The 17896-nt window shown below is 62.1% G+C and carries 19 protein-coding genes; 7 read left to right on the forward strand and 12 right to left on the reverse strand.

All coding sequences use genetic code 11. The annotated features are described in order from the left end of the window. Position 1 precedes the first annotated feature (1 nt). Positions 2-481 carry an RNA pyrophosphohydrolase gene (locus BLX42_RS10240; RefSeq protein ID WP_003249017.1) on the reverse strand — a complete coding sequence of 160 codons (480 nt, stop codon included), beginning with the start codon at positions 479-481 and terminating at the stop codon, positions 2-4. Positions 482-622: 141 nt separating this feature from the next. On the opposite strand from BLX42_RS10240, the gene BLX42_RS10245 reads away from it, so the two are divergent. After that, on the forward strand, positions 623-1279 hold the full coding sequence (locus BLX42_RS10245) for an HAD family phosphatase (protein ID WP_161871722.1): 657 nt from the start codon (positions 623-625) through the stop codon (positions 1277-1279). A gap of 34 nt (positions 1280-1313) precedes the next feature. Here BLX42_RS10245 and BLX42_RS10250 read toward each other — a convergent pair whose 3' ends face one another. Further along, a complete protein-coding gene (locus BLX42_RS10250) occupies positions 1314-1739 on the reverse strand; it encodes a DUF2269 family protein (protein ID WP_161871723.1) in 426 nt (141 codons plus the stop codon). A 38-nt stretch (positions 1740-1777) separates the two neighbouring features. Beyond that, entirely contained in the window at positions 1778-3292 is a 1515-nt protein-coding gene (gene ilvA, locus BLX42_RS10255; protein WP_161871724.1) for a threonine ammonia-lyase, biosynthetic, read from the reverse strand. 134 nt (positions 3293-3426) lie between these two features. Between ilvA and rpiA the strand changes: the two genes are divergently transcribed. Further along, a complete protein-coding gene (gene rpiA / locus BLX42_RS10260) occupies positions 3427-4101 on the forward strand; it encodes a ribose-5-phosphate isomerase RpiA (protein WP_012312262.1) in 675 nt (224 codons plus the stop codon). A gap of 93 nt (positions 4102-4194) precedes the next feature. On the opposite strand, the gene BLX42_RS10265 is transcribed toward rpiA, so the two are convergent. The 4 genes from BLX42_RS10265 to BLX42_RS10280 all read right to left on the reverse strand — a co-directional run bounded on the left by BLX42_RS10265 (position 4195) and on the right by BLX42_RS10280 (position 8310). Beyond that, positions 4195-5106 (reverse strand): SdiA-regulated domain-containing protein, encoded by a 912-nt coding sequence (locus BLX42_RS10265; protein ID WP_161871725.1) that lies wholly within the window; start codon positions 5104-5106, stop codon positions 4195-4197. A gap of 89 nt (positions 5107-5195) precedes the next feature. Further along, the gene (locus tag BLX42_RS10270) at positions 5196-6116 is read right to left on the reverse strand and encodes an SdiA-regulated domain-containing protein (RefSeq protein WP_161871726.1); all 921 of its coding nucleotides are present in this window, start codon (positions 6114-6116) and stop codon (positions 5196-5198) included. 106 nt (positions 6117-6222) lie between these two features. After that, the gene (locus tag BLX42_RS10275; protein ID WP_012312259.1) at positions 6223-6888 is read right to left on the reverse strand and encodes a fumarylacetoacetate hydrolase family protein; all 666 of its coding nucleotides are present in this window, start codon (positions 6886-6888) and stop codon (positions 6223-6225) included. A gap of 24 nt (positions 6889-6912) precedes the next feature. After that, positions 6913-8310: an FAD-binding oxidoreductase gene (locus BLX42_RS10280; protein WP_161871727.1), complete on the reverse strand. Its 1398-nt coding sequence runs from the start codon at positions 8308-8310 to the stop codon at positions 6913-6915. A gap of 171 nt (positions 8311-8481) precedes the next feature. Here BLX42_RS10280 and serA point away from each other — a divergent pair, with 171 nt between their 5' ends. Continuing rightward, positions 8482-9711 carry a phosphoglycerate dehydrogenase gene (serA, locus tag BLX42_RS10285; RefSeq protein ID WP_039602651.1) on the forward strand — a complete coding sequence of 410 codons (1230 nt, stop codon included), beginning with the start codon at positions 8482-8484 and terminating at the stop codon, positions 9709-9711. A 127-nt stretch (positions 9712-9838) separates the two neighbouring features. On the opposite strand, the gene BLX42_RS10290 is transcribed toward serA, so the two are convergent. After that, on the reverse strand, positions 9839-10315 hold the full coding sequence (locus BLX42_RS10290; protein ID WP_046786998.1) for a DUF4399 domain-containing protein: 477 nt from the start codon (positions 10313-10315) through the stop codon (positions 9839-9841). A 197-nt stretch (positions 10316-10512) separates the two neighbouring features. Between BLX42_RS10290 and BLX42_RS10295 the strand changes: the two genes are divergently transcribed. Continuing rightward, complete coding sequence (locus BLX42_RS10295; RefSeq protein WP_046786997.1) at positions 10513-11001, forward strand: ABC transporter substrate-binding protein; 489 nt, start codon at positions 10513-10515, stop codon at positions 10999-11001. Between the two features lie 59 nt (positions 11002-11060). On the opposite strand, the gene BLX42_RS10300 is transcribed toward BLX42_RS10295, so the two are convergent. Further along, a complete protein-coding gene (locus BLX42_RS10300) occupies positions 11061-11564 on the reverse strand; it encodes a DUF523 domain-containing protein (RefSeq protein ID WP_046786996.1) in 504 nt (167 codons plus the stop codon). Beyond that, a complete protein-coding gene (locus BLX42_RS10305) occupies positions 11551-12183 on the reverse strand; it encodes a 2OG-Fe(II) oxygenase (protein WP_046787080.1) in 633 nt (210 codons plus the stop codon). Before BLX42_RS10305 ends, BLX42_RS10300 begins: the two co-directional genes overlap by 14 nt. Positions 12184-12296: 113 nt before the next feature. On the opposite strand from BLX42_RS10305, the gene BLX42_RS10310 reads away from it, so the two are divergent. Continuing rightward, positions 12297-13049 carry a DUF2059 domain-containing protein gene (locus tag BLX42_RS10310; RefSeq protein WP_046786995.1) on the forward strand — a complete coding sequence of 251 codons (753 nt, stop codon included), beginning with the start codon at positions 12297-12299 and terminating at the stop codon, positions 13047-13049. On the opposite strand, the gene BLX42_RS10315 is transcribed toward BLX42_RS10310, so the two are convergent. Continuing rightward, positions 13050-13976, reverse strand: coding sequence for an alpha/beta hydrolase (locus tag BLX42_RS10315; protein ID WP_046786994.1), 927 nt, complete (start codon positions 13974-13976; stop codon positions 13050-13052). Positions 13977-14096: 120 nt separating this feature from the next. Here BLX42_RS10315 and BLX42_RS10320 point away from each other — a divergent pair, with 120 nt between their 5' ends. Continuing rightward, a complete protein-coding gene (locus BLX42_RS10320; protein WP_161871728.1) occupies positions 14097-14666 on the forward strand; it encodes a DUF6436 domain-containing protein in 570 nt (189 codons plus the stop codon). Here the strand turns inward: BLX42_RS10320 and BLX42_RS10325 are convergent. Further along, on the reverse strand, positions 14645-15211 hold the full coding sequence (locus BLX42_RS10325) for a sugar O-acetyltransferase (protein ID WP_115273336.1): 567 nt from the start codon (positions 15209-15211) through the stop codon (positions 14645-14647). The two genes, BLX42_RS10320 and BLX42_RS10325, sit on opposite strands and share 22 nt — an antisense overlap. An 86-nt stretch (positions 15212-15297) precedes the next feature. Here BLX42_RS10325 and BLX42_RS10330 point away from each other — a divergent pair, with 86 nt between their 5' ends. Next, entirely contained in the window at positions 15298-17661 is a 2364-nt protein-coding gene (locus BLX42_RS10330) for a penicillin acylase family protein (protein WP_161871729.1), read from the forward strand. The last annotated feature ends 235 nt before the right edge of the window (positions 17662-17896 follow it).

Genomic DNA, 17896 nt, shown 5'->3' on the forward strand with positions numbered 1-17896 from the left:
GTCAGTCGCGCGTCAAAAGACGCGGTGCTAGCTCTTTCAGGGCGCGGCGATACACTTCACGCTTGAAGGTCACCACCTGGCCCAGCGGGTACCAATAGCTGACCCAGCGCCAGCCATCGAATTCAGGCTTGCCGGTCAGGTCCATCCGCACCCGTTGCTCATTGCTCACCAGGCGCAGCAAAAACCATTTCTGCTTCTGGCCGATACACAGCGGTTGGCTGTGGGTACGTACCAGACGCTGGGGTAAACGATAACGCAACCAGCCGCGGGTGCAGGCAAGAATTTCCACATCATCGCGTTCAAGGCCAACTTCTTCGTTCAGCTCGCGGTACAGGGCATCTTCCGGCGTCTCGTCAGGGTTGATACCACCCTGAGGGAATTGCCAGGCATCCTGGTTGATCCGCCGAGCCCATAGCACCTGCCCGGCATCATTCGTGAGAATGATCCCGACATTTGGGCGAAAACCATCCGGGTCGATCACGGCAGCAACCTCGCAAACGCATGTCACCGCATTGTTCCACAAAGCCTGCGAGCGCAGCAACGCGCCCGCCACGCTTATGTGCAGCGAGGTGAAAACTCCGTATTCTGCGGGCCTTCCCTATGGCTGACGCGAGTAACCGCAATGCGCCTGGCTTTATTCGACCTGGACAATACCCTCCTCGGTGGCGACAGTGACCACGCGTGGGATGATTACCTGTGCGAACGGGGGATTCTTGACCCGATCGCGTACAAACAACGCAACGATGCCTTCTACCAGGATTACCTGAACGGCACCCTCGACCTGCAGGCCTACCTGGCCTTTTCCATGGAAATCCTCGCAGCCACCGAACCCGCCCAGCTCGACCAATGGCACCGCGAATTCATGCGCGACTGCATCGAGCCGATCATCCTGCCCAAGGCCCTGGCCCTGCTGCAGCAACACCTTGAGGCAGGCGACCAACTGGTGATCATCACCGCCACCAACCGTTTCGTAACCGCGCCGATTGCCCGCCGTCTGGGCGTTCGCACGCTATTGGCGACCGAATGCGAAACACGCGATGGCCGCTATACCGGGCGCAGTACCGATATACCGTGCTTCCGTGAAGGCAAGGTGACGAGGCTGGAACGCTGGATGCTGGAGAACGGGTTCGACCTGCAAGACAGCTACTTCTATAGCGATTCGATGAATGACTTGCCGCTGTTGCAGCGGGTGTCACATGCTGTCGCGGTGGACCCGGACCCTAACCTGCAGGCTGAGGCTGAGCGGCGCGGGTGGCCGGTGATTTCGCTTAGGGACTGAGCCTTTTTGGGGCTGCAGAGCGGCCCGGCCAGCTTCAGACCGGCTTGGCGCCCATCAACCCGGCGATGGACAGGAAGCAGACACCGCTGAAGACCGCCAGGGCCAGGGTAAACCGCATACCCACCGCCTCAGCCTTGCGCAGCCGGTTCAGACGCACCAGCAGCCACCACGCGGCGAACGCACCGAGGGTATAGATGACGCTGGACGCCAGCACCCAGGTCTGCCCCAGCGGCCAACCCACCAGGTGAACCAGCCACCAACCGGTGAACGGCATGCTCAGCAGGCTCACGCCCATCACCAGCCAGACGAACACCAAAGGCCGACGCAGCAGCTTGCCATAAGCCTGGGCGTCGCCTTGGCGCCGGGCGCGCACGGTCCAGATCGCCAAACCCAGTGCGCCCAGCAATAACAGGGCGGTGGCAACGAGATGCAAGGCCTTGAGGGTGGTCAGGTGTTCCATGTCTTCACATCCTTGGGGGGTTAGCCAAGCTTAGTCGCTCAACCCAGGAAGAGCCGGTAAGCGGGATTGTCGGTCTCATCCCAGTACGGATACCCAATCTTGGCCAGCGCCGCCGGCACCAGGTGGCGTTCGTCCTCCGGCACCTGCAACCCCGCCACCACACGCCCGTCGGCGGCGCCGTGGTTGCGGTAGTGGAACATCGAGATGTTCCAGCGCCCGCCCAGCTTGTTGAGGAAGTTGAACAGCGCCCCCGGCCGCTCAGGGAACTCGAAGCGCAGCACGATCTCGTCGCGTGCACCGGCCGAATGGCCACCCACCATGTGGCGGATGTGCATCTTGGCCAGCTCGTTGTCAGTCAGGTCGGTAACAGGGAAACCCTGCTCGGTCAGTTGCTGCACCAACGCTGCGCGTGGGTCGTTCTCCGGATGGGTCTGCACGCCAACGAAGATATGGGCTTCGTCGGATGTGTGCTTGCGGTAGTTGAATTCGGTGATCTGGCGCTTGCCGATGGCCTCGCAGAACGCCTTGAAGCTGCCCGGCCGCTCGGGGATGGTCACGGCGATGATCGCTTCGCGCTTCTCGCCCAGCTCGGCACGCTCGGCGACGTGACGCAGGCGGTCGAAGTTGACGTTGGCGCCCGAGTCGATAGCTACCAGCGTTTGCCCGGTGACGCCGTTGAGCTCGACATACCTCTTGATCCCAGCGACACCCAAAGCGCCTGCAGGTTCGGTGATCGAGCGGGTATCGTCGTAAATATCCTTGATTGCTGCACAGATCTCGTCAGTGCTGACGGTGATCACCTCATCCACATGCAAGCGGCAGATGTCGAAGGTATGCTGACCGATCTGGGCCACGGCCACGCCATCGGCGAACAGCCCAACCTGCGGCAGCACCACGCGCTCGCCAGCGGCCATGGCTGCCTGCAGGCAATTGGAGTCATCCGGTTCGACGCCAATCACCTTGATTTCCGGGCGCAGGTATTTCACGTAGGCGGCGATGCCGGCGATCAGCCCACCGCCGCCCACCGGCACGAAGATCGCATCCAGCCGGCCTGGGTGCTGGCGCAGGATTTCCATGGCCACGGTGCCTTGCCCGGCAATGGTGTGCGGGTCGTCATAAGGGTGGATATAGACGAAGCCCTTCTCATCGACCAGTTTCAGCGAGTAGGCCAGCGCCTCGGGGAACGAGTCGCCATGCAATACCACCTTGCCGCCACGCGAGCGTACGCCTTCAATCTTGATCTCCGGGGTGGTCTTGGGCATCACGATGGTGGCCTTGATGCCCAGCTCGCGGGCTGCCAGGGCCAGCCCCTGTGCATGGTTGCCGGCCGAGGCGGTGACCACGCCGCGGGCCAGTTCTTCCGGGCTCAGTTGCGCCAGCTTGTTGTACGCCCCACGGATCTTGAAGGAGAACACCGGCTGCAGGTCTTCACGCTTGAGCAGAATCTGGTTGCCCAGGCGCTTGCTCAGTTGCCCGGCGCTGTGCAGCGGGGTTTCGACAGCGACGTCGTAGACGCGCGAGGTGAGGATCTTCTTGACGTACTGTTCGAGCATCGGGAAAGCATCACTGGCCGCGGGACAAGGGCTGCGAGTCTACCCCAGCGCTACGTCGGGCGACCACAGCAAAGCCGCCCGAGCCGTTATACTAGCCTCCTTTCATTACCGCCCTGCCCCTTTCCGGAGCCCGCATGACCCAGGACCAACTCAAACAGGCCGTCGCCCAGGCCGCTGTCGACTTCATTCTGCCCAAGCTGGATGAAAAGAGCGTCGTCGGCGTCGGCACCGGTTCGACTGCCAACTTTTTCATTGACGCCCTGGCCCAGCACAAGACGGCGTTCGACGGCGCGGTCGCCAGCTCCGAGGCCACGGCACAGCGTCTGAAGGGCCATGGCATCCCGGTCTATGAGCTGAACAGCGTCAGCGAGCTGGAGTTCTACGTCGACGGCGCCGACGAGAGCGACGCACACCTGAACCTGATCAAAGGCGGTGGCGCGGCACTGACGCGCGAAAAAATCGTCGCGGCCGTGGCCAAGACCTTCATCTGCATCGCCGATGCCAGCAAGCTGGTGCCGGTGCTAGGCGCCTTCCCGCTGCCGGTCGAGGTGATCCCGATGGCCCGCAGCCACGTGGCGCGCCAACTGGTCAAGCTGGGTGGCGACCCGGTGTACCGTGAGGGTGTGGTCACCGATAACGGCAACGTGATCCTGGATGTGTACAACCTGCAGATCACCAACCCCGTAGAGCTGGAGGCGCAGATCAATGCGATCGTCGGCGTGGTGACCAATGGCCTGTTTGCCGCACGGCCGGCAGACCTGCTGTTGCTGGGCACCCCGGAAGGCGTGAAGAGCCTGAAAGCCGAGTGATGCCATTGCCGGCAAGCTGGCTCCCCCAGGCAATCCACAGCAGTGGTGACCGCGTGGGAGGCGGCCTGCCGGCAATTACGCTCAAAAGCCCAGTCAATCCGTGGGCTGTTTGAACACATAGAACAGGTTCGGCTCACTGACCAGATAAATGGTCCCCGCTTCATCCATGGCAATCCCCTCCGCCTGCGGCACCGTCTGCTTCAGCCCCTGGTACCCCTTGCGCAGCGACAGCGTGCTCAACGGTTTACCTTTCACATCCAGCTCCAGCACCAGGCGTGATTCATCCGACAGTGCCAGCAGATGCCCGCTGCGCTCGTCGAACTGCAGGCTGGAAAGATCCCTCACGAACAGCCGCGCATCGCGCTTGCGGTCCTGCACCACATGCACTGCATAGGGCTGCTCCGGGTTTCCATGGGGAAACCCGTGAATTTCGTAGATCACCATCGGGTCTCGCTCCTTGGCCACGAACAGGCGTTTGCCCGCCGAGTCGTAGGCCAGCCCCTCGAACCCCTTGTTGCCGTTCAGGCCGATACCAAGGCTCAACTGCTCGGCATCGTGGGCATCCAGGAACATCGTGTCGTCCTCAAGGCGCACGCGAATCAGCCGTTGCTGGCGCTCATCGGTGATCACGTAACTGTTGGGCCCTACGTATTCGACCGCCTCGGGGTCGCCGAAACCGGTCAACGGCACCCGCCGCAGGATACGACCGTCGAGGGACAACTCGATCAGTTCGGACCGCTTGTTGGTCACCGTGAACAGGGTCTTGCGGTCGGGGTCGTAAGTCAGTGCCGAAACATCATCGTCCAGCCCGTCTATAGGCTGCGCCTCGATCACTACCCGATAGCGATCCAGGCCCATGCTTTGCTCAGCGGGCTGCCACCAGGTCTTGAAGTTGAACCAGCCACGCTCGAGCAAACGGAACTGCTGCTCCGCCACGCCCAGTAAGAGCACGGCGAGCAGGCCAATGACAGCCAGGACCAGGGGCAGACGAACATAGCGACGCATAGGGCAGACTCGGTTTGAGGATGACGAATCTAACCACGAACAACTGAAGTAAAGCTTAATGCCAGCATGCGAAAAATCTGAAATGGCCGTCAGTTTTTCTTGAATCGATAGAACAGCGCCGGCTCACTGACCATGTACAGGTTGCCCTGGTCGTCCATCGCCACCCCTTCAGCACGCGGAATGGTGTCCTTGAGGCCGTTGAAACCGCCCAGCAAGGTCATGAAACTCACCTGCTGACCTTGCTCGTCGAGCTCCAGCAGCATGTTGGAGTCCGCCGACAGCACCAACAGATGGCCCGTACGCGGGTCGACACCCAAGCCTGAGAGGTTGCGCAGGTCAAGTTCGTTGCTGGCCAGCGGCTGCTTGTCACCTTTGAGCGGGCTGCGCCCATCGGTGCTCCAGGTATACAGCTTTGGCGGCCGCTCCTCGCCGATCACCAGACGCTGGCGCATCGGGTCCCATGCCACGGCTTCGAAGCCCTTGTTGCTTTTCACCGACTCGCCCAGGTCGTGGCTCTGAAAATCTGCATGGTTCAGCGACTTGGTTTGTGCGCCCACCTTGACCACGGTCAGGTCGTGCAGACGTTCATCGGTAATGGCCAAGCGGCCATCTTCCAGCACGGCAACCCCTTCGGGGTTGTTCCACCCCTGCAAGGGGATCTGCCTCAAAACATCACCATCCAGGCTCAGCTCGACCAGGAACGGGTTCTTGCCCATGACCACAAACAACGTGCGGGTATGCGGATTGAACGCTACGTCCGAGGCTTCATCATCTTCCATGCCCGGCATAGGCTTGGCATCGATATCGACCTTATAGTCCGGCAACCAGACGCTTTCGCTGCGCTCGGCGCTGCTCTCGAAGCCTTCCTGGACCCACAGTCGGCCACGGTCATCCCAGTGCATCGCCACGGCCACGCCATAGCCGATCACCGCAGCCACAGCCAGGCCGAACGGCCAGCGCAGGTAGAAGCGACGCTTGGTGGATACGGGAGCGCTGGAAGACAGGGCCATACAGAGTATTCCTGGGTAAATAGGCGGAGATTCGCGCATTATCCAGATAGGTTGTGAAAAAAACGGTAAATCGCGTCGCCCGCTTCGCGGGCGACACAGTCTCTGCTCAGAGTACCCGGCTTTCGAAGCGGCTCACGCCCGGCAACTCCAGCACCAGCTCATCACCCACTTCGAAGGGGCCGACGCCAGCCGGGGTACCGGTCAGGATCACATCCCCCGGCAGCAGCGAAAAGTGCGAGGCCATGTGCTGGATGATCGGCACGATCGGGTTGAGCATCATCGCGCTGTTTCCGTCCTGGCGAACGTCACCATTGATGGTCAGGCGCACCGGGATGTCGGCCAGGTCTTCGAACGTGCCGGCAGCGACGAAAGGCGGCAGTACGCAGGCACCGTCGAAGCTCTTGCAGGTCTCCCACGGCATGCCCTTTTCCTTGAGCTTGGCCTGCACGTCACGCAGGGTCAGGTCCAGCGCCGGGGCAAAGCCGGAGATGGCATCCAGCACTTCCTCTTCAGATGGATGTGCCGACAGCGGCTTGCCCAGCAACACCGCGATTTCGGCTTCGTAATGCACCGAACCACGGTCGGTAGGAATCTTGAAACCACCCTCCAGCGGCACCACGCAACTGCCCGGCTTGATGAACAGCAACGGCTCGGTCGGAATGGGATTGCCCAGTTCCTTGGCGTGCTCGGCATAGTTGCGGCCAACGCACACCACCTTGCCCAGCGGGAAGTGGATACGGGTGCCGTCTACGTACTGGTGCTGGTAACTCATGGCCGACTCCTTTGATTACTGCTTTTATTCAGGAGCGAAGATCTTACCCGGATTCATGATGCCGTTAGGGTCGAAGACGGCCTTTATCGCCTTCATGCAGGCGATTTCCTGTGGTGAGCGGCTATAGCCAAGGTAATCGCGCTTGGTCATGCCCACACCGTGCTCGGCGGAGATCGAGCCGTTATAGCGCTGGACGATCTCGAACACCCACTTGTTGACCTTGGTGCATGAAGCGAAGAAATCGTCTTTGCTCATGGACTCGGGCTTGAGGATGTTCAGGTGCAGGTTGCCGTCGCCGATGTGCCCGTACCAGACCACCTCATAGTCGGGATAGTGCTCGCTGACGATGGCATCGATGTCGCGCAGGAACGCCGGCACCTTGGAAACCGTGACAGAGATATCGTTCTTGTACGGCGTCCAGTGGGAGATGGTTTCGGACAGGTACTCGCGCAGCTTCCAGAGGTTTCTCAACTGAGCTTCGCTCTGGCTCATCACCCCGTCCAGTACCCAGCCTTGCTCGACGCAGTGCTCGAAGATGGCCAGCGCATCGTTGGCCACCTCCTCGGTACTGGCCTCGAACTCCAGCAGGGCATAGAACGGGCAGTCGGTGGCGAACGGCGCAGGCACATCGCCACGTGCCATGATCTTGGCCAGGCCCTTGTCGGAAAAGAACTCGAATGCCGTGAGGTCAAGCTTGCCCTGGAAGGCATGCAACACCGGCATGATCGAATCGAAGTCCGGCGTGCCCAGCACCATCGCGGTGAGGTTGCGCGGGGCGCGGTCCAGGCGCATGGTGGCCTCGACCACGAAGCCCAGGGTACCTTCGGCGCCGATGAACAACTGGCGCAGGTCATAGCCGGTGGCGTTCTTGATGAGGTCCTTGTTCAGCTCGAGCAGCTCGCCCTTGCCAGTGACAACTTTCAGGCCGGCAACCCAGTTACGGGTCATGCCGTAGCGAATGACCTTGATGCCGCCTGCGTTTGTGCCGATGTTGCCGCCGACCTGGCTGGAGCCACTCGAGGCGAAATCCACCGGGTAATAAAGCCCCTGTTCTTCGGCGAATGCCTGCAGCTGGCGAGTGATGACCCCTGGCTGGCAGACCACCGTGCGGTCGAAGGCATTGAAATCGAGAATCTGGTTCATGTAGTCGAAGGCGACTACCACTTCACCATTGGCTGCCACGGCACCGGCGGAGAGCCCGGTCCGACCGCCGGAAGGCACCAGCGCCACCTGATGGCGATTGGCCCAGCCAACGATGGCCCGAACCTGTTCCACGCTTTTGGGGAACACGATGGCAGTGGGCGAGGGCGGAAAATGCTTGGTCCAATCCTTGCCGTACGTTTCCAGGGAAGCGGCATCGGTCAGGACCTTGCCAGGGTCTACCAAGGTCATCAGTTCATCAATTACCGCGGGGTGCGTCATCGCCGGAACTCTCGACTTATTCATAGTCACCCTGAGTACTCTTCACCTGTCGGGATAAGCTCAGATTGTGTCGCGTATGCTAGCATAGCGCCCCCGCTGTTCGTGCTAAGGCCCGCGCTGCGCCTAGCATCACTTCTCGCCATTTTTTCTCCGGGATACAGGTTTACGCAGATGAGCAAGACTTCTCTCGACAAGAGCAAGATCAGGTTCCTTCTTCTTGAAGGTGTGCACCAGAACGCGGTGGATACCCTCAAGGCCGCCGGGTACACCAACATCGAGTACCTCACTGGCTCGCTGCCGGAAGCAGAACTCAAGGAAAAGATCGCTGATGCCCACTTCATCGGCATCCGTTCGCGTACCCAGCTGACCGAAGAGATCTTCGACTGTGCCAAGAAACTGGTCGCCGTCGGTTGCTTCTGCATCGGCACCAACCAGGTCGACCTGGACGCTGCACGCGAGCGCGGCATTGCCGTGTTCAACGCGCCATACTCCAACACCCGTTCGGTGGCGGAACTGGTACTGGCCGAAGCCATCCTGCTGTTGCGCGGCATCCCCGAGAAAAACGCCTCCTGCCACCGTGGCGGCTGGATCAAGAGCGCGGCCAACTCGTTCGAAATCCGCGGCAAGAAGCTGGGCATCGTCGGCTATGGCTCGATCGGTACCCAGCTGTCGGTACTGGCCGAGAGCCTGGGCATGCAGGTCTACTTCTACGACCCGCTGACCAAGCTGCCGCTGGGCAACGCCGTACAAGTCACCAGCCTGCACGAACTGCTGGGCCTGGCCGACATCGTCTCGCTGCACGTGCCTGAGCTGCCATCCACTCAGTGGATGATCGGTGAGAAAGAAATCCGCGCGATGAAGAAGGGCTCGATCCTGATCAACGCCGCCCGTGGCACCGTGGTAGAACTGGACCACCTGGCCGCAGCCATCAAGGACAAGCACCTGATCGGCGCCGCCATCGACGTGTTCCCGGTCGAGCCACGCTCCAACGACGAAGAGTTCGAAAGCCCGCTGCGCGGCCTGGACAACGTGATCCTGACCCCGCACATCGGCGGCTCCACCGCCGAGGCCCAGGCCAACATCGGCCTGGAAGTGGCCGAGAAACTGGTCAAGTACAGCGACAACGGCACCTCGGTATCGTCGGTCAACTTCCCTGAAGTCGCCCTGCCGGCACACCCGGGCAAGCACCGCCTGCTGCACATCCACGAAAACATTCCGGGCGTGCTCAGCGAGATCAACAAAGTCTTTGCCGAGAACGGTATCAACATCTCCGGTCAGTTCCTGCAGACCAACGAGAAAGTGGGTTACGTGGTAATCGACGTTGACGCCGAGTACTCGGACCTTGCGCAAGAGAAGCTGCAGCACGTCAAGGGCACCATCCGCTCGCGCGTACTGTTCTGAGCTTGATTGCGGTATGAAAAAGGGAGGCCTTGGTGGCCTCCCTTTTTTGTTTCGCCAACAAGCCAGCTCACCCAACGATGCCAGTGGGGATCGACTTGCCAGCTTAAGGGCTGCGTGATGGCTCGGCTTACTTCACTTCAACCGTGATCTTCTTCGACTCAACGCTTGGCTTGAACGGCACGTGATACTGGTCACCCAGTACCAGCTGCAGGGTATGCTTGCCCGGCGTCAGGGTAAGAGTGGTTTCGGTCTGGGCCTTGCCGAAGTGCAGCACCTGCGGGCCGGCTGGCAACGCCGCGCCGCCTTCCGGCATCAGGCTGGTCGGCAGTGGCTGATCGGCTGCAGGCTCCTTGTCCACATCCACCAGCAGGTGGTGGTGGCCCGTGTGCGGGGTCTGGTCACCCGCAGGCTTGAGCCCCATGCCTTCGATGCCAAACTTGACGGTAAAGGTCTTGTCGACCGTTGCGCCATCGGCGGGGGAAACGATGAAGACCTTGGCATCCTTGGGCGGCTCCTGGCTCTTCAGCGCATCCGCAGCGCTGGCCAGTACCGAGGCCCCCATCAGCAGACCGGCTACGGCAGCACGCGAAAATAGGCTGTTCATTCACTTCTCCTGTGATTCACTCATTGGCCGCCACCTGCAAACGAACGGCAGCGGAAGCTCACCATAGCCCACAAAGAGAAAAAATTCAGTTAGGGTTAAACATCGCCAAGGCTTCAAGGTCATAGGCTGCGCTCGACCACGACGAGGAAGAAAGTCGTGGCGACAGTTATTCATTTGCCAAAGAAAAGGGGCATTAGATGCGTTCGACCATGGGTGTACTGCTGGCAGTACTGATCACGCCATTGGCTCAAGCCGAGCTGATAGACGAAATCGCCGACCGGGGCGAACTGCGCATTGCCGTACAGGCCGACAACTCGCCGTATGCCTTCAAGGAAAACGAGCATCTGACGGGCTTTGAAATCGAATTCGGTCAAGAGCTGGCCAAACAACTGGACCTGCGTGTCGAGTTCATTGAAACGCCTGTGGCCGAGATACTGCCGGGTGTTGAAAGTGGCAAATACGACATCACCCTGACCCCATCGGACAATGCTCCCAAGGCCGATACGCCGTTTGATCTGAGCCAGCCTTTTGGCGAGAGGAAACTGGTCATCCCGTTCCAGAAAGACAACCCGGCGTTCGAGAGCGCGGTGAACAACGCGCTGCAGCGCCTCAAGGACAGCGGCCGTACAGCGGAGCTTGAGCAGAAGTGGTTCAAGGGTGTGCCGGAGACGGCTACCGGGCAGTGAGTCATTTATTGCCTGCACCAGCCTTTACGCGGGTAACCCCGCGAAAGGCCAGCACCAGACTACGCTGACAGCCCAGCCAGCGCTCGCTGGGCCTCTTCCAGCTCCAGCTCACTGAACACCAGTACCCCCTCCCGCTGCAGCAGTGCAGTGGTAACCCCTTGCCCCGGCACCTTCACCCCTGCGAACGTGCCATCGTAGGTCAAGCGGTTGCCACACGAAGGGCTGCCCGCCTTGAGCACCGCGACCCGGATGCCATGCCGACGCACCAGTGCCAGCGCCTGGTGCGCACCGGCAAGAAATGCCGCGCTTACGTCCTCGCCCTTCACCGTCAGCACCTGCGCTGCCCCATCGAGCACATCGCCACCCTGCCCGCCCGGGATCTCCGCGGGCGGGCGCGGTGTGGGCAGGCCACCGGCCACCTCCGGGCACAACGGCACCACACGCCCTTCAGCCTGCCAGCGCTGCAACAGATCAGGATGGCCGCTGGCCCGCCCGTCATAACGCACCGGCTGCCCCAGCAGGCAGGCGCTGACCAGTACCTTGGGCGGGTCAGAACGGGTCATTGCCACGGCGCCGGAACCAACCCGTCAACGAAAGCCGCTCACGCCCCGCTGGCAAGACTTCGTGAGGTACTTCACCCGACAGAAACACCACCAGGCAGCCGGCCACGGGCTGCACGTCATGCTCGACAGCGTCAGCCAGGAACATGCGCAACTGGCCACCATCCTGCGGCTGCCAGTCTTCGTTGAGGTAGAGCACAGCCGAGACCATGCGCCGGTCGTCGTCGCGAAAACGGTCCAGGTGGCGACGGTAGAACGCACCTGCCGGGTACAGGGCGAAGTGACACTCGAAGTCTTCAAGGCCCAGGAACAGGCCCTGGTTGATGGCCAGGCGCAGCTGGTCCATGGCTTCCAGGTATTTGTCGCAAGCCTCGGCCTGCCCCGGGTCGATCCACTGGATCTGGTCCCCACGGATCGCCTCGCGCACCTCCTGGGCCACACCGCGCCCCACCCCGGCAGGGTTGAGCTGGCCTTCGGCATCACGGCGCCGACACTCGGCCGCAAGCGCACGCACCAGCTCAGCCGGCAGGAAAAGGGCCTGCTGCGACCAGCCATGGGTGGCCAGATCGTCAACGACGGCCGCAAGCATCGGGTGTTCAGGGGAGATATGCATGGCGCGCATCATATCCATTAGCCCTGCACTCGCACAGCGCCACTTGGCCGAGAAACACTCCGCTATCTCGACAAACCGGCGCCGAGCCAAGGACAATAGCCATCTGCCGACAGGAGTCCTGAATGCGCCGTCTGTTTTCCCTGATTCTGCTGATGATCTGCACCATGCCGGTCTGGGCAGACAGCCTCGATCAGCTGTACAAGGCCGCCGGCTGGCCCGACCAGCGCGCCCATTTCAATGATGCCGTGAGCGCTGCCCAGCAGCGCTATCGCAACAGCCTGCCGCCTGCGGTTTACCAGGCGCTGGTCAGTAACAGCAACCAGCGCTTCCAGGCCGAGGCCATGGACCGCCGTGCCCAGGCGCAATTGCGCAGCGCCCTGCCCGACCCTGCGCCGGCGCTGGCCTTTTTCCAGTCACCGCTGGGGCGCAAGATCGTCGCCGCCGAACTGCTGGCCACGCGCAAGGACCAGTTGGCCAAGCACGCCAAGGGCTTGCCGAAAATTCAGGCCAGCGATAACCGTCTGCTGATCATCGGGCACCTGGCTCAGGCCCTTCCGGCCCGCGAAGCCGGTGCCGAGGTTAGCCTGGCGATAGCCGGTGTGGCGGCCGACAGCCTTAGCTCGATGATCCCCGGCCTGTTCGGCGGTGGCCAGGCCCAAGGCCTGCTCGATGGCCAGCGCCAGCGGCTGATGAACCAGATTGGCGAAGACCTCAACAATACGTTGCTTTACGTCTACCGCGACCTGTCCGACGCCGAGCTGGAAGAGTTCGCCACCTTCGCCGAGTCCCCCCAAGGCAAAGCGTACTACCAGGCCGCCGTGGCAGCTGTGCGCGCCGGCCTGGCAGTCGGCCAGAGCGGCGCGAACCTCAAGTGATCAGCCCAAGCGCTGGTCGATGAAGTCGAAATAGCGCTGGCGGATGCCCGGCAGTTCGTTGGCCAGGTGGTGACGGGCTTCGGGCAGCAGCAGGATTTGTGGCTCGGCAAACTTGGCCTTGAGCACTTCGAGGTTGTAGGGCCAGTCCACTGTGCCATCGGCCTGCCCCTGCACGATCAACGGCCGCCGCGGGCTGCACGGCGCGGCCTCGATCCGCTTGACCCAGGCCATCAGCGCGCCGACCCAGGCTGTCGGCAGGCGCCGAGGCTGCAGCGGGTCGGCCTCCAGAAACGGCAAGAACGTCGGGTCGTTGCTGTTTTCGCTGAAACGCCGCTCAATGCCATTGACGAAGTGACGCAACACCCGATAACTGAGTTTCGACCACAGCCAGGCGCGCGGGCGCACGAGCGGCGCAAGCAGGATCACTTGGCCATCAACCGGGCTCTGTACCCCCTGATGCAACAGATGATCGACGGCGATGGCACCGCCAGTGCTTTGCCCGCACAGGTGCCACGGGTGCGGCAAAGCAAGGCCGCGCGCCTGCTCGAACAGGGCATCGAGCACCTGCTGATAGAGTGCGAAATCAGTGATGCTGGCGCGCTCGCCACTGGACAGGCCATGGCCAGGCAGGTCGCAGCTGATCACTGCATAACCCTGTTTCAGTGCCCATTCGATCACGTGGCGGTAGAGGCCCATGTGGTCGTAATAGCCATGCAGCACAAACACTGTCGCCACGGGCTGCGATGGTAGCCAGACCTGCCCCACCAGTTCGAAACCCGCTGCCTGAAAACCGCCCAGCCAGCTCTGCGCCGGCAGGTTCAGGCCGTAGAAACGCTGATAATCCTGCGCCTGAACGGACAAGGGTTGGCGTTTGCCAAGGGGCGCGAGGCTGGCGCGCAGGCGGTCGGGGTGAAAAGCGGCAGGCATCGGGTACATCCACAGCGAAGCGAGTATTGATCCGGGATATTCAGCTCTTGGCTGCGCCGTGGCAAGCTTGGCCACTTTTTCAATCAACAAGACCGCTCCTCCAAGGGCTGCGGATGGGCCATGAAAACTCGAACGATCAAGCCGATACTTTCAGCCATTGCGCTACTGTCATGCGCCGCCGTGCTCTGGTGGGCATACGACAGCTTTCAGTCCCGCTACCTGCGCCCGTTCGAAAGCCAGACCACGCTGTTCGACGGTAGCCAGCTGCGCCTGCCCGCAGAGCTCGCCGGCCCCGGTCCTGTGCGCGTAGTGCACTTCTGGGACCCGACCTGCCCGTGCAATGTCGGCAACCAGCAGCACCTGGGTGACCTGGTCAGCCATTTCGCAGACAAGGGCGTGGCCTTCCACGTCGTGCAAAAGCCGGGCAGCCATGGCCAGCTGCCGGCAAGCCTCACCCGCCTGCAGCCCATCACCCACCTGCCGGGCAGCGAAAACCTGCCCGCCTCTCCGGCCGTAGCGATCTGGGACCGCCAAGGCAACCTCGCGTACTTCGGCCCCTACAGCGAAGGTGCGGTGTGCAACGCCAGCAACAGCTTCATCGAGCCGATCCTCAAGGCCCTGCTCGATGGCCGCCACGTCACCGCATCGAACACGCTGGCCGTCGGCTGCTATTGCCCTTGGGCCGGCTGACGCACGCGCGCCGGGTTACCGACCACCACCGCGCCTGCCGGCACATCGCGGGTCACCACACTGCCCGCACCAACCACTGCGTTATCGCCAATGGTCACCCCGGGCAGGATGATTGCCGCACCACCGATCCACACATTGTTGCCGATGGTCACCGGCCGTCCGCTCTCCAGCCCGGTACGCCGCAGTTCAGGGTCGAGCGGGTGATCGGCGGTGTAGATCTGCACCGCCGGGCCAACCTGGCAATCATCGCCGATACGTACCGGCAGCACGTCCAGGATCACGCAGTTGAAATTCATGAAGGTATTGCGGCCGACACTGATGTTGTAGCCGTAGTCGCAATAGAACGGCGGGCGGATGACCGTGCCTTCGCCCACATGGCCGAAGTGCTCGGCAAGCAGGCCGTTGCGGGCTTCGTTAAGCAACTCGAAGCTGGTGTTGTAGCGCTGCATCCAGTGCTTGCTGGCGATTTGCTCAGCCTGTAGTTCGGGGCAGCCGGCGTGGTAGGGCTGGCCGCTGAGCATTTTCTGTTTTTCGCTGAGGGACATGGAAACTCCTGTCGAGGGCTATGCTCTTTGCGCGAATCCGCCGAAGATCGGACCACAATTCCCGCTCGAATGCACAAGGAGCTTCAATGAAGCGCAGCCTGACCCTTTTGGCCGTGGTAGTGGCCGTGGCCGCCGGTGCCGGTTACTGGTACGTGCACGGCAAACTGCCGCAGCGTGACGGCGAGGTAGCGGTAGCCGGCCTGCAGGCCCCGGTCAGTGTGCGCTATGACACCCGCGGCGTGCCGCACCTGCAGGCGCAGAACGAAGCAGACTTGTACCGCGCCCTCGGCTACGTGCATGCCCAGGACCGATTGTTCCAGATGGAAATCATGCGCCGCCTGGCCCGCGGTGAACTGGCCGAGGTGCTGGGCGACAAGCTGCTGCCCACCGATACCCTGTTCCGCAGCCTGCGCATCCGTGATCAGGCGGCGCTGATGGTTCAGCGCCTGGACCACCAATCCCCCGCATGGAAGGCCTTGCAAGCCTACCTCGATGGCATCAACGCCTGGCAGGCGAGCCACCCCAAACCCATGGAGTTTGACCTTATAGGCATAACGCCCAGGCCGTTCACCGCTGAAGACACCCTGAGCATTGCCGGCTACCTGGCCTACAGTTTTGCCGCCGCGTTCCGCACCGAGCCTGCCTTGACCTACATCCGCGACCAGCTCGGGCCGCAGTACCTGAAGATTTTCGACCTCGACTGGCAACCTGACGGCGCGCTGGGGACCCCGCTGGCGGCGCAGGACTGGCAGGGCCTTGAAACCCTCGCCCGCCTCAGCCACCAAGCCCTTGGCGATGCCGGCATTCCCCAATTCGAAGGCAGCAATGCCTGGGCAGTGGCCGGCGGCCGTACCCGCAGCGGCAAGCCGCTGCTGGCCGGCGACCCGCACATCAGCTTCGCGGTGCCGGCCGTCTGGTACGAGGCCGAGCTGTCGGCGCCAGGGTTCAACCTGTACGGCTACTTCCAGGCGCTGAACCCGTTCGCGCTGCTCGGTCACAATCGCGACTTCGGCTGGAGCCTGACCATGTTCCAGAACGACGATGTCGACCTGATTGCGGAAAAGACCAACCCGGCCAACAGCGATCAGGTCATGGTCGAGGGCCAGTGGCGAACACTGGAAAAGACTGAGCAGAAAATCGCCGTCAAAGGCGAGCGGCCGGTCAGCATCAGCCTGCGCCGCTCACCCCACGGGCCGATCGTCAACGACGTGCTGGGCGCGACCGCCGGCACGACGCCAATCGCGATGTGGTGGGCCTTCCTGGAAACCGAGAATCCGATCCTCGAAGGCTTCTATCAGCTCAACCGTGCCGACTCCCTTGCCAAGATGCGCGAGGCGGCGGCCAAGGTTCAGGCGCCGGGGCTCAACTTCGTCTGGGCCAGTGCAGGTGGCGATATCGGTTGGTGGGCTGCGGCGCAACTGCCGATCCGCCCGGATGGCGTCAACCCGTCGTTCATCCTCGATGGCGCGAGCCACCAGGCCGACAAGCTGGGTTTCTATCCTTTCAGCGTCAACCCACAGCAGGAAAACCCGGCCAGCGGTTACATCGTTTCAGCGAACTACCAGCCGCCAGCGGCGGTACCAATACCGGGCTACTACAACTTGCCGGACCGGGGCCGCCAGCTGGACCGCCACCTGGCAAACCCGCAAATGAAATGGGATACCGAGAACAGCCAGGCGCTGCAACTGGACACCGCCAACGACTATGGCCCACGTACCCTGGCGCCCCTGCTTGCGACCCTGCGCGAGATCGCCCAGGGCGATGAGGAAAAGGAGCTGGTAGAGCAACTGGCCGCCTGGCGCGGAGATCACCCGCTGGACTCGACCAGCGCCACACTGTTCAACCAGTTTCTCTACCAGTTGGCACATGCCGCGCTGCATGACGAGCTGGGCGATACCTGGTTCCCGGTGCTCATCAGTACCCGCACCATCGACTCTGCCCTGCCCCGCTTGGCGGCGGACGCGCAATCACCGTGGTGGAACACGCGCGGCGCCAACCAACGTACCGACCGCACCGCCATCGTGCGCATCGCCTGGCAGCAAACCCTCGGGCACCTGCGCGCAACCTTTGGCAAAGACCCGGCCAGCTGGCAATGGGGCAAGGCGCATACCCTGACGCACAACCATCCACTGGGTGTTAAAAAGCCGTTGAACCTGCTGTTCAACGTCGGCCCGTTTGCCGCGCCGGGTACCCATGAGGTGCCCAACAACCTGTCGGCGAAAATCGGGCCTGCGCCGTGGCCGGTGACGTATGGACCTTCGACACGGCGATTGATCGACTTCGCCGACGCTGGGCAGGCGTTGACCAGCAACCCGGTCGGGCAGAGTGGTGTGCCGTTCGATCGGCACTATTCGGATCAGGCTGAAGGCTATATCGAGGGGCAGTATCAGCGCGCCCAAATGGGGGTGATACCGGCCCACACTACCTTGCGTCTGGTACCCACAGAGTGATGGAAACTTTTCTTCGGGTCGGCTTCTCCAACAGCTTCAGACTGCGATCCGCACGGCCATCACACTACAAGGACGATAACGATGAAAAGCCCCTGCCCGACTGACTCCAACGAACAACTGCTGTGGCTGCTGGCATTGAGCCGGGCATTGGGTAGCCAACGCTGAGCGTTGTGCCCCCCCAAAAAAAAACGCCGACGCGAATGCGTCGGCGTTTTTCATGCCAGGGTTAAGCAGG

Source organism: Pseudomonas sp. SG-MS2 (assembly GCF_009933855.1).
Lineage (GTDB): Bacteria > Pseudomonadota > Gammaproteobacteria > Pseudomonadales > Pseudomonadaceae > Aquipseudomonas > Aquipseudomonas putida_E.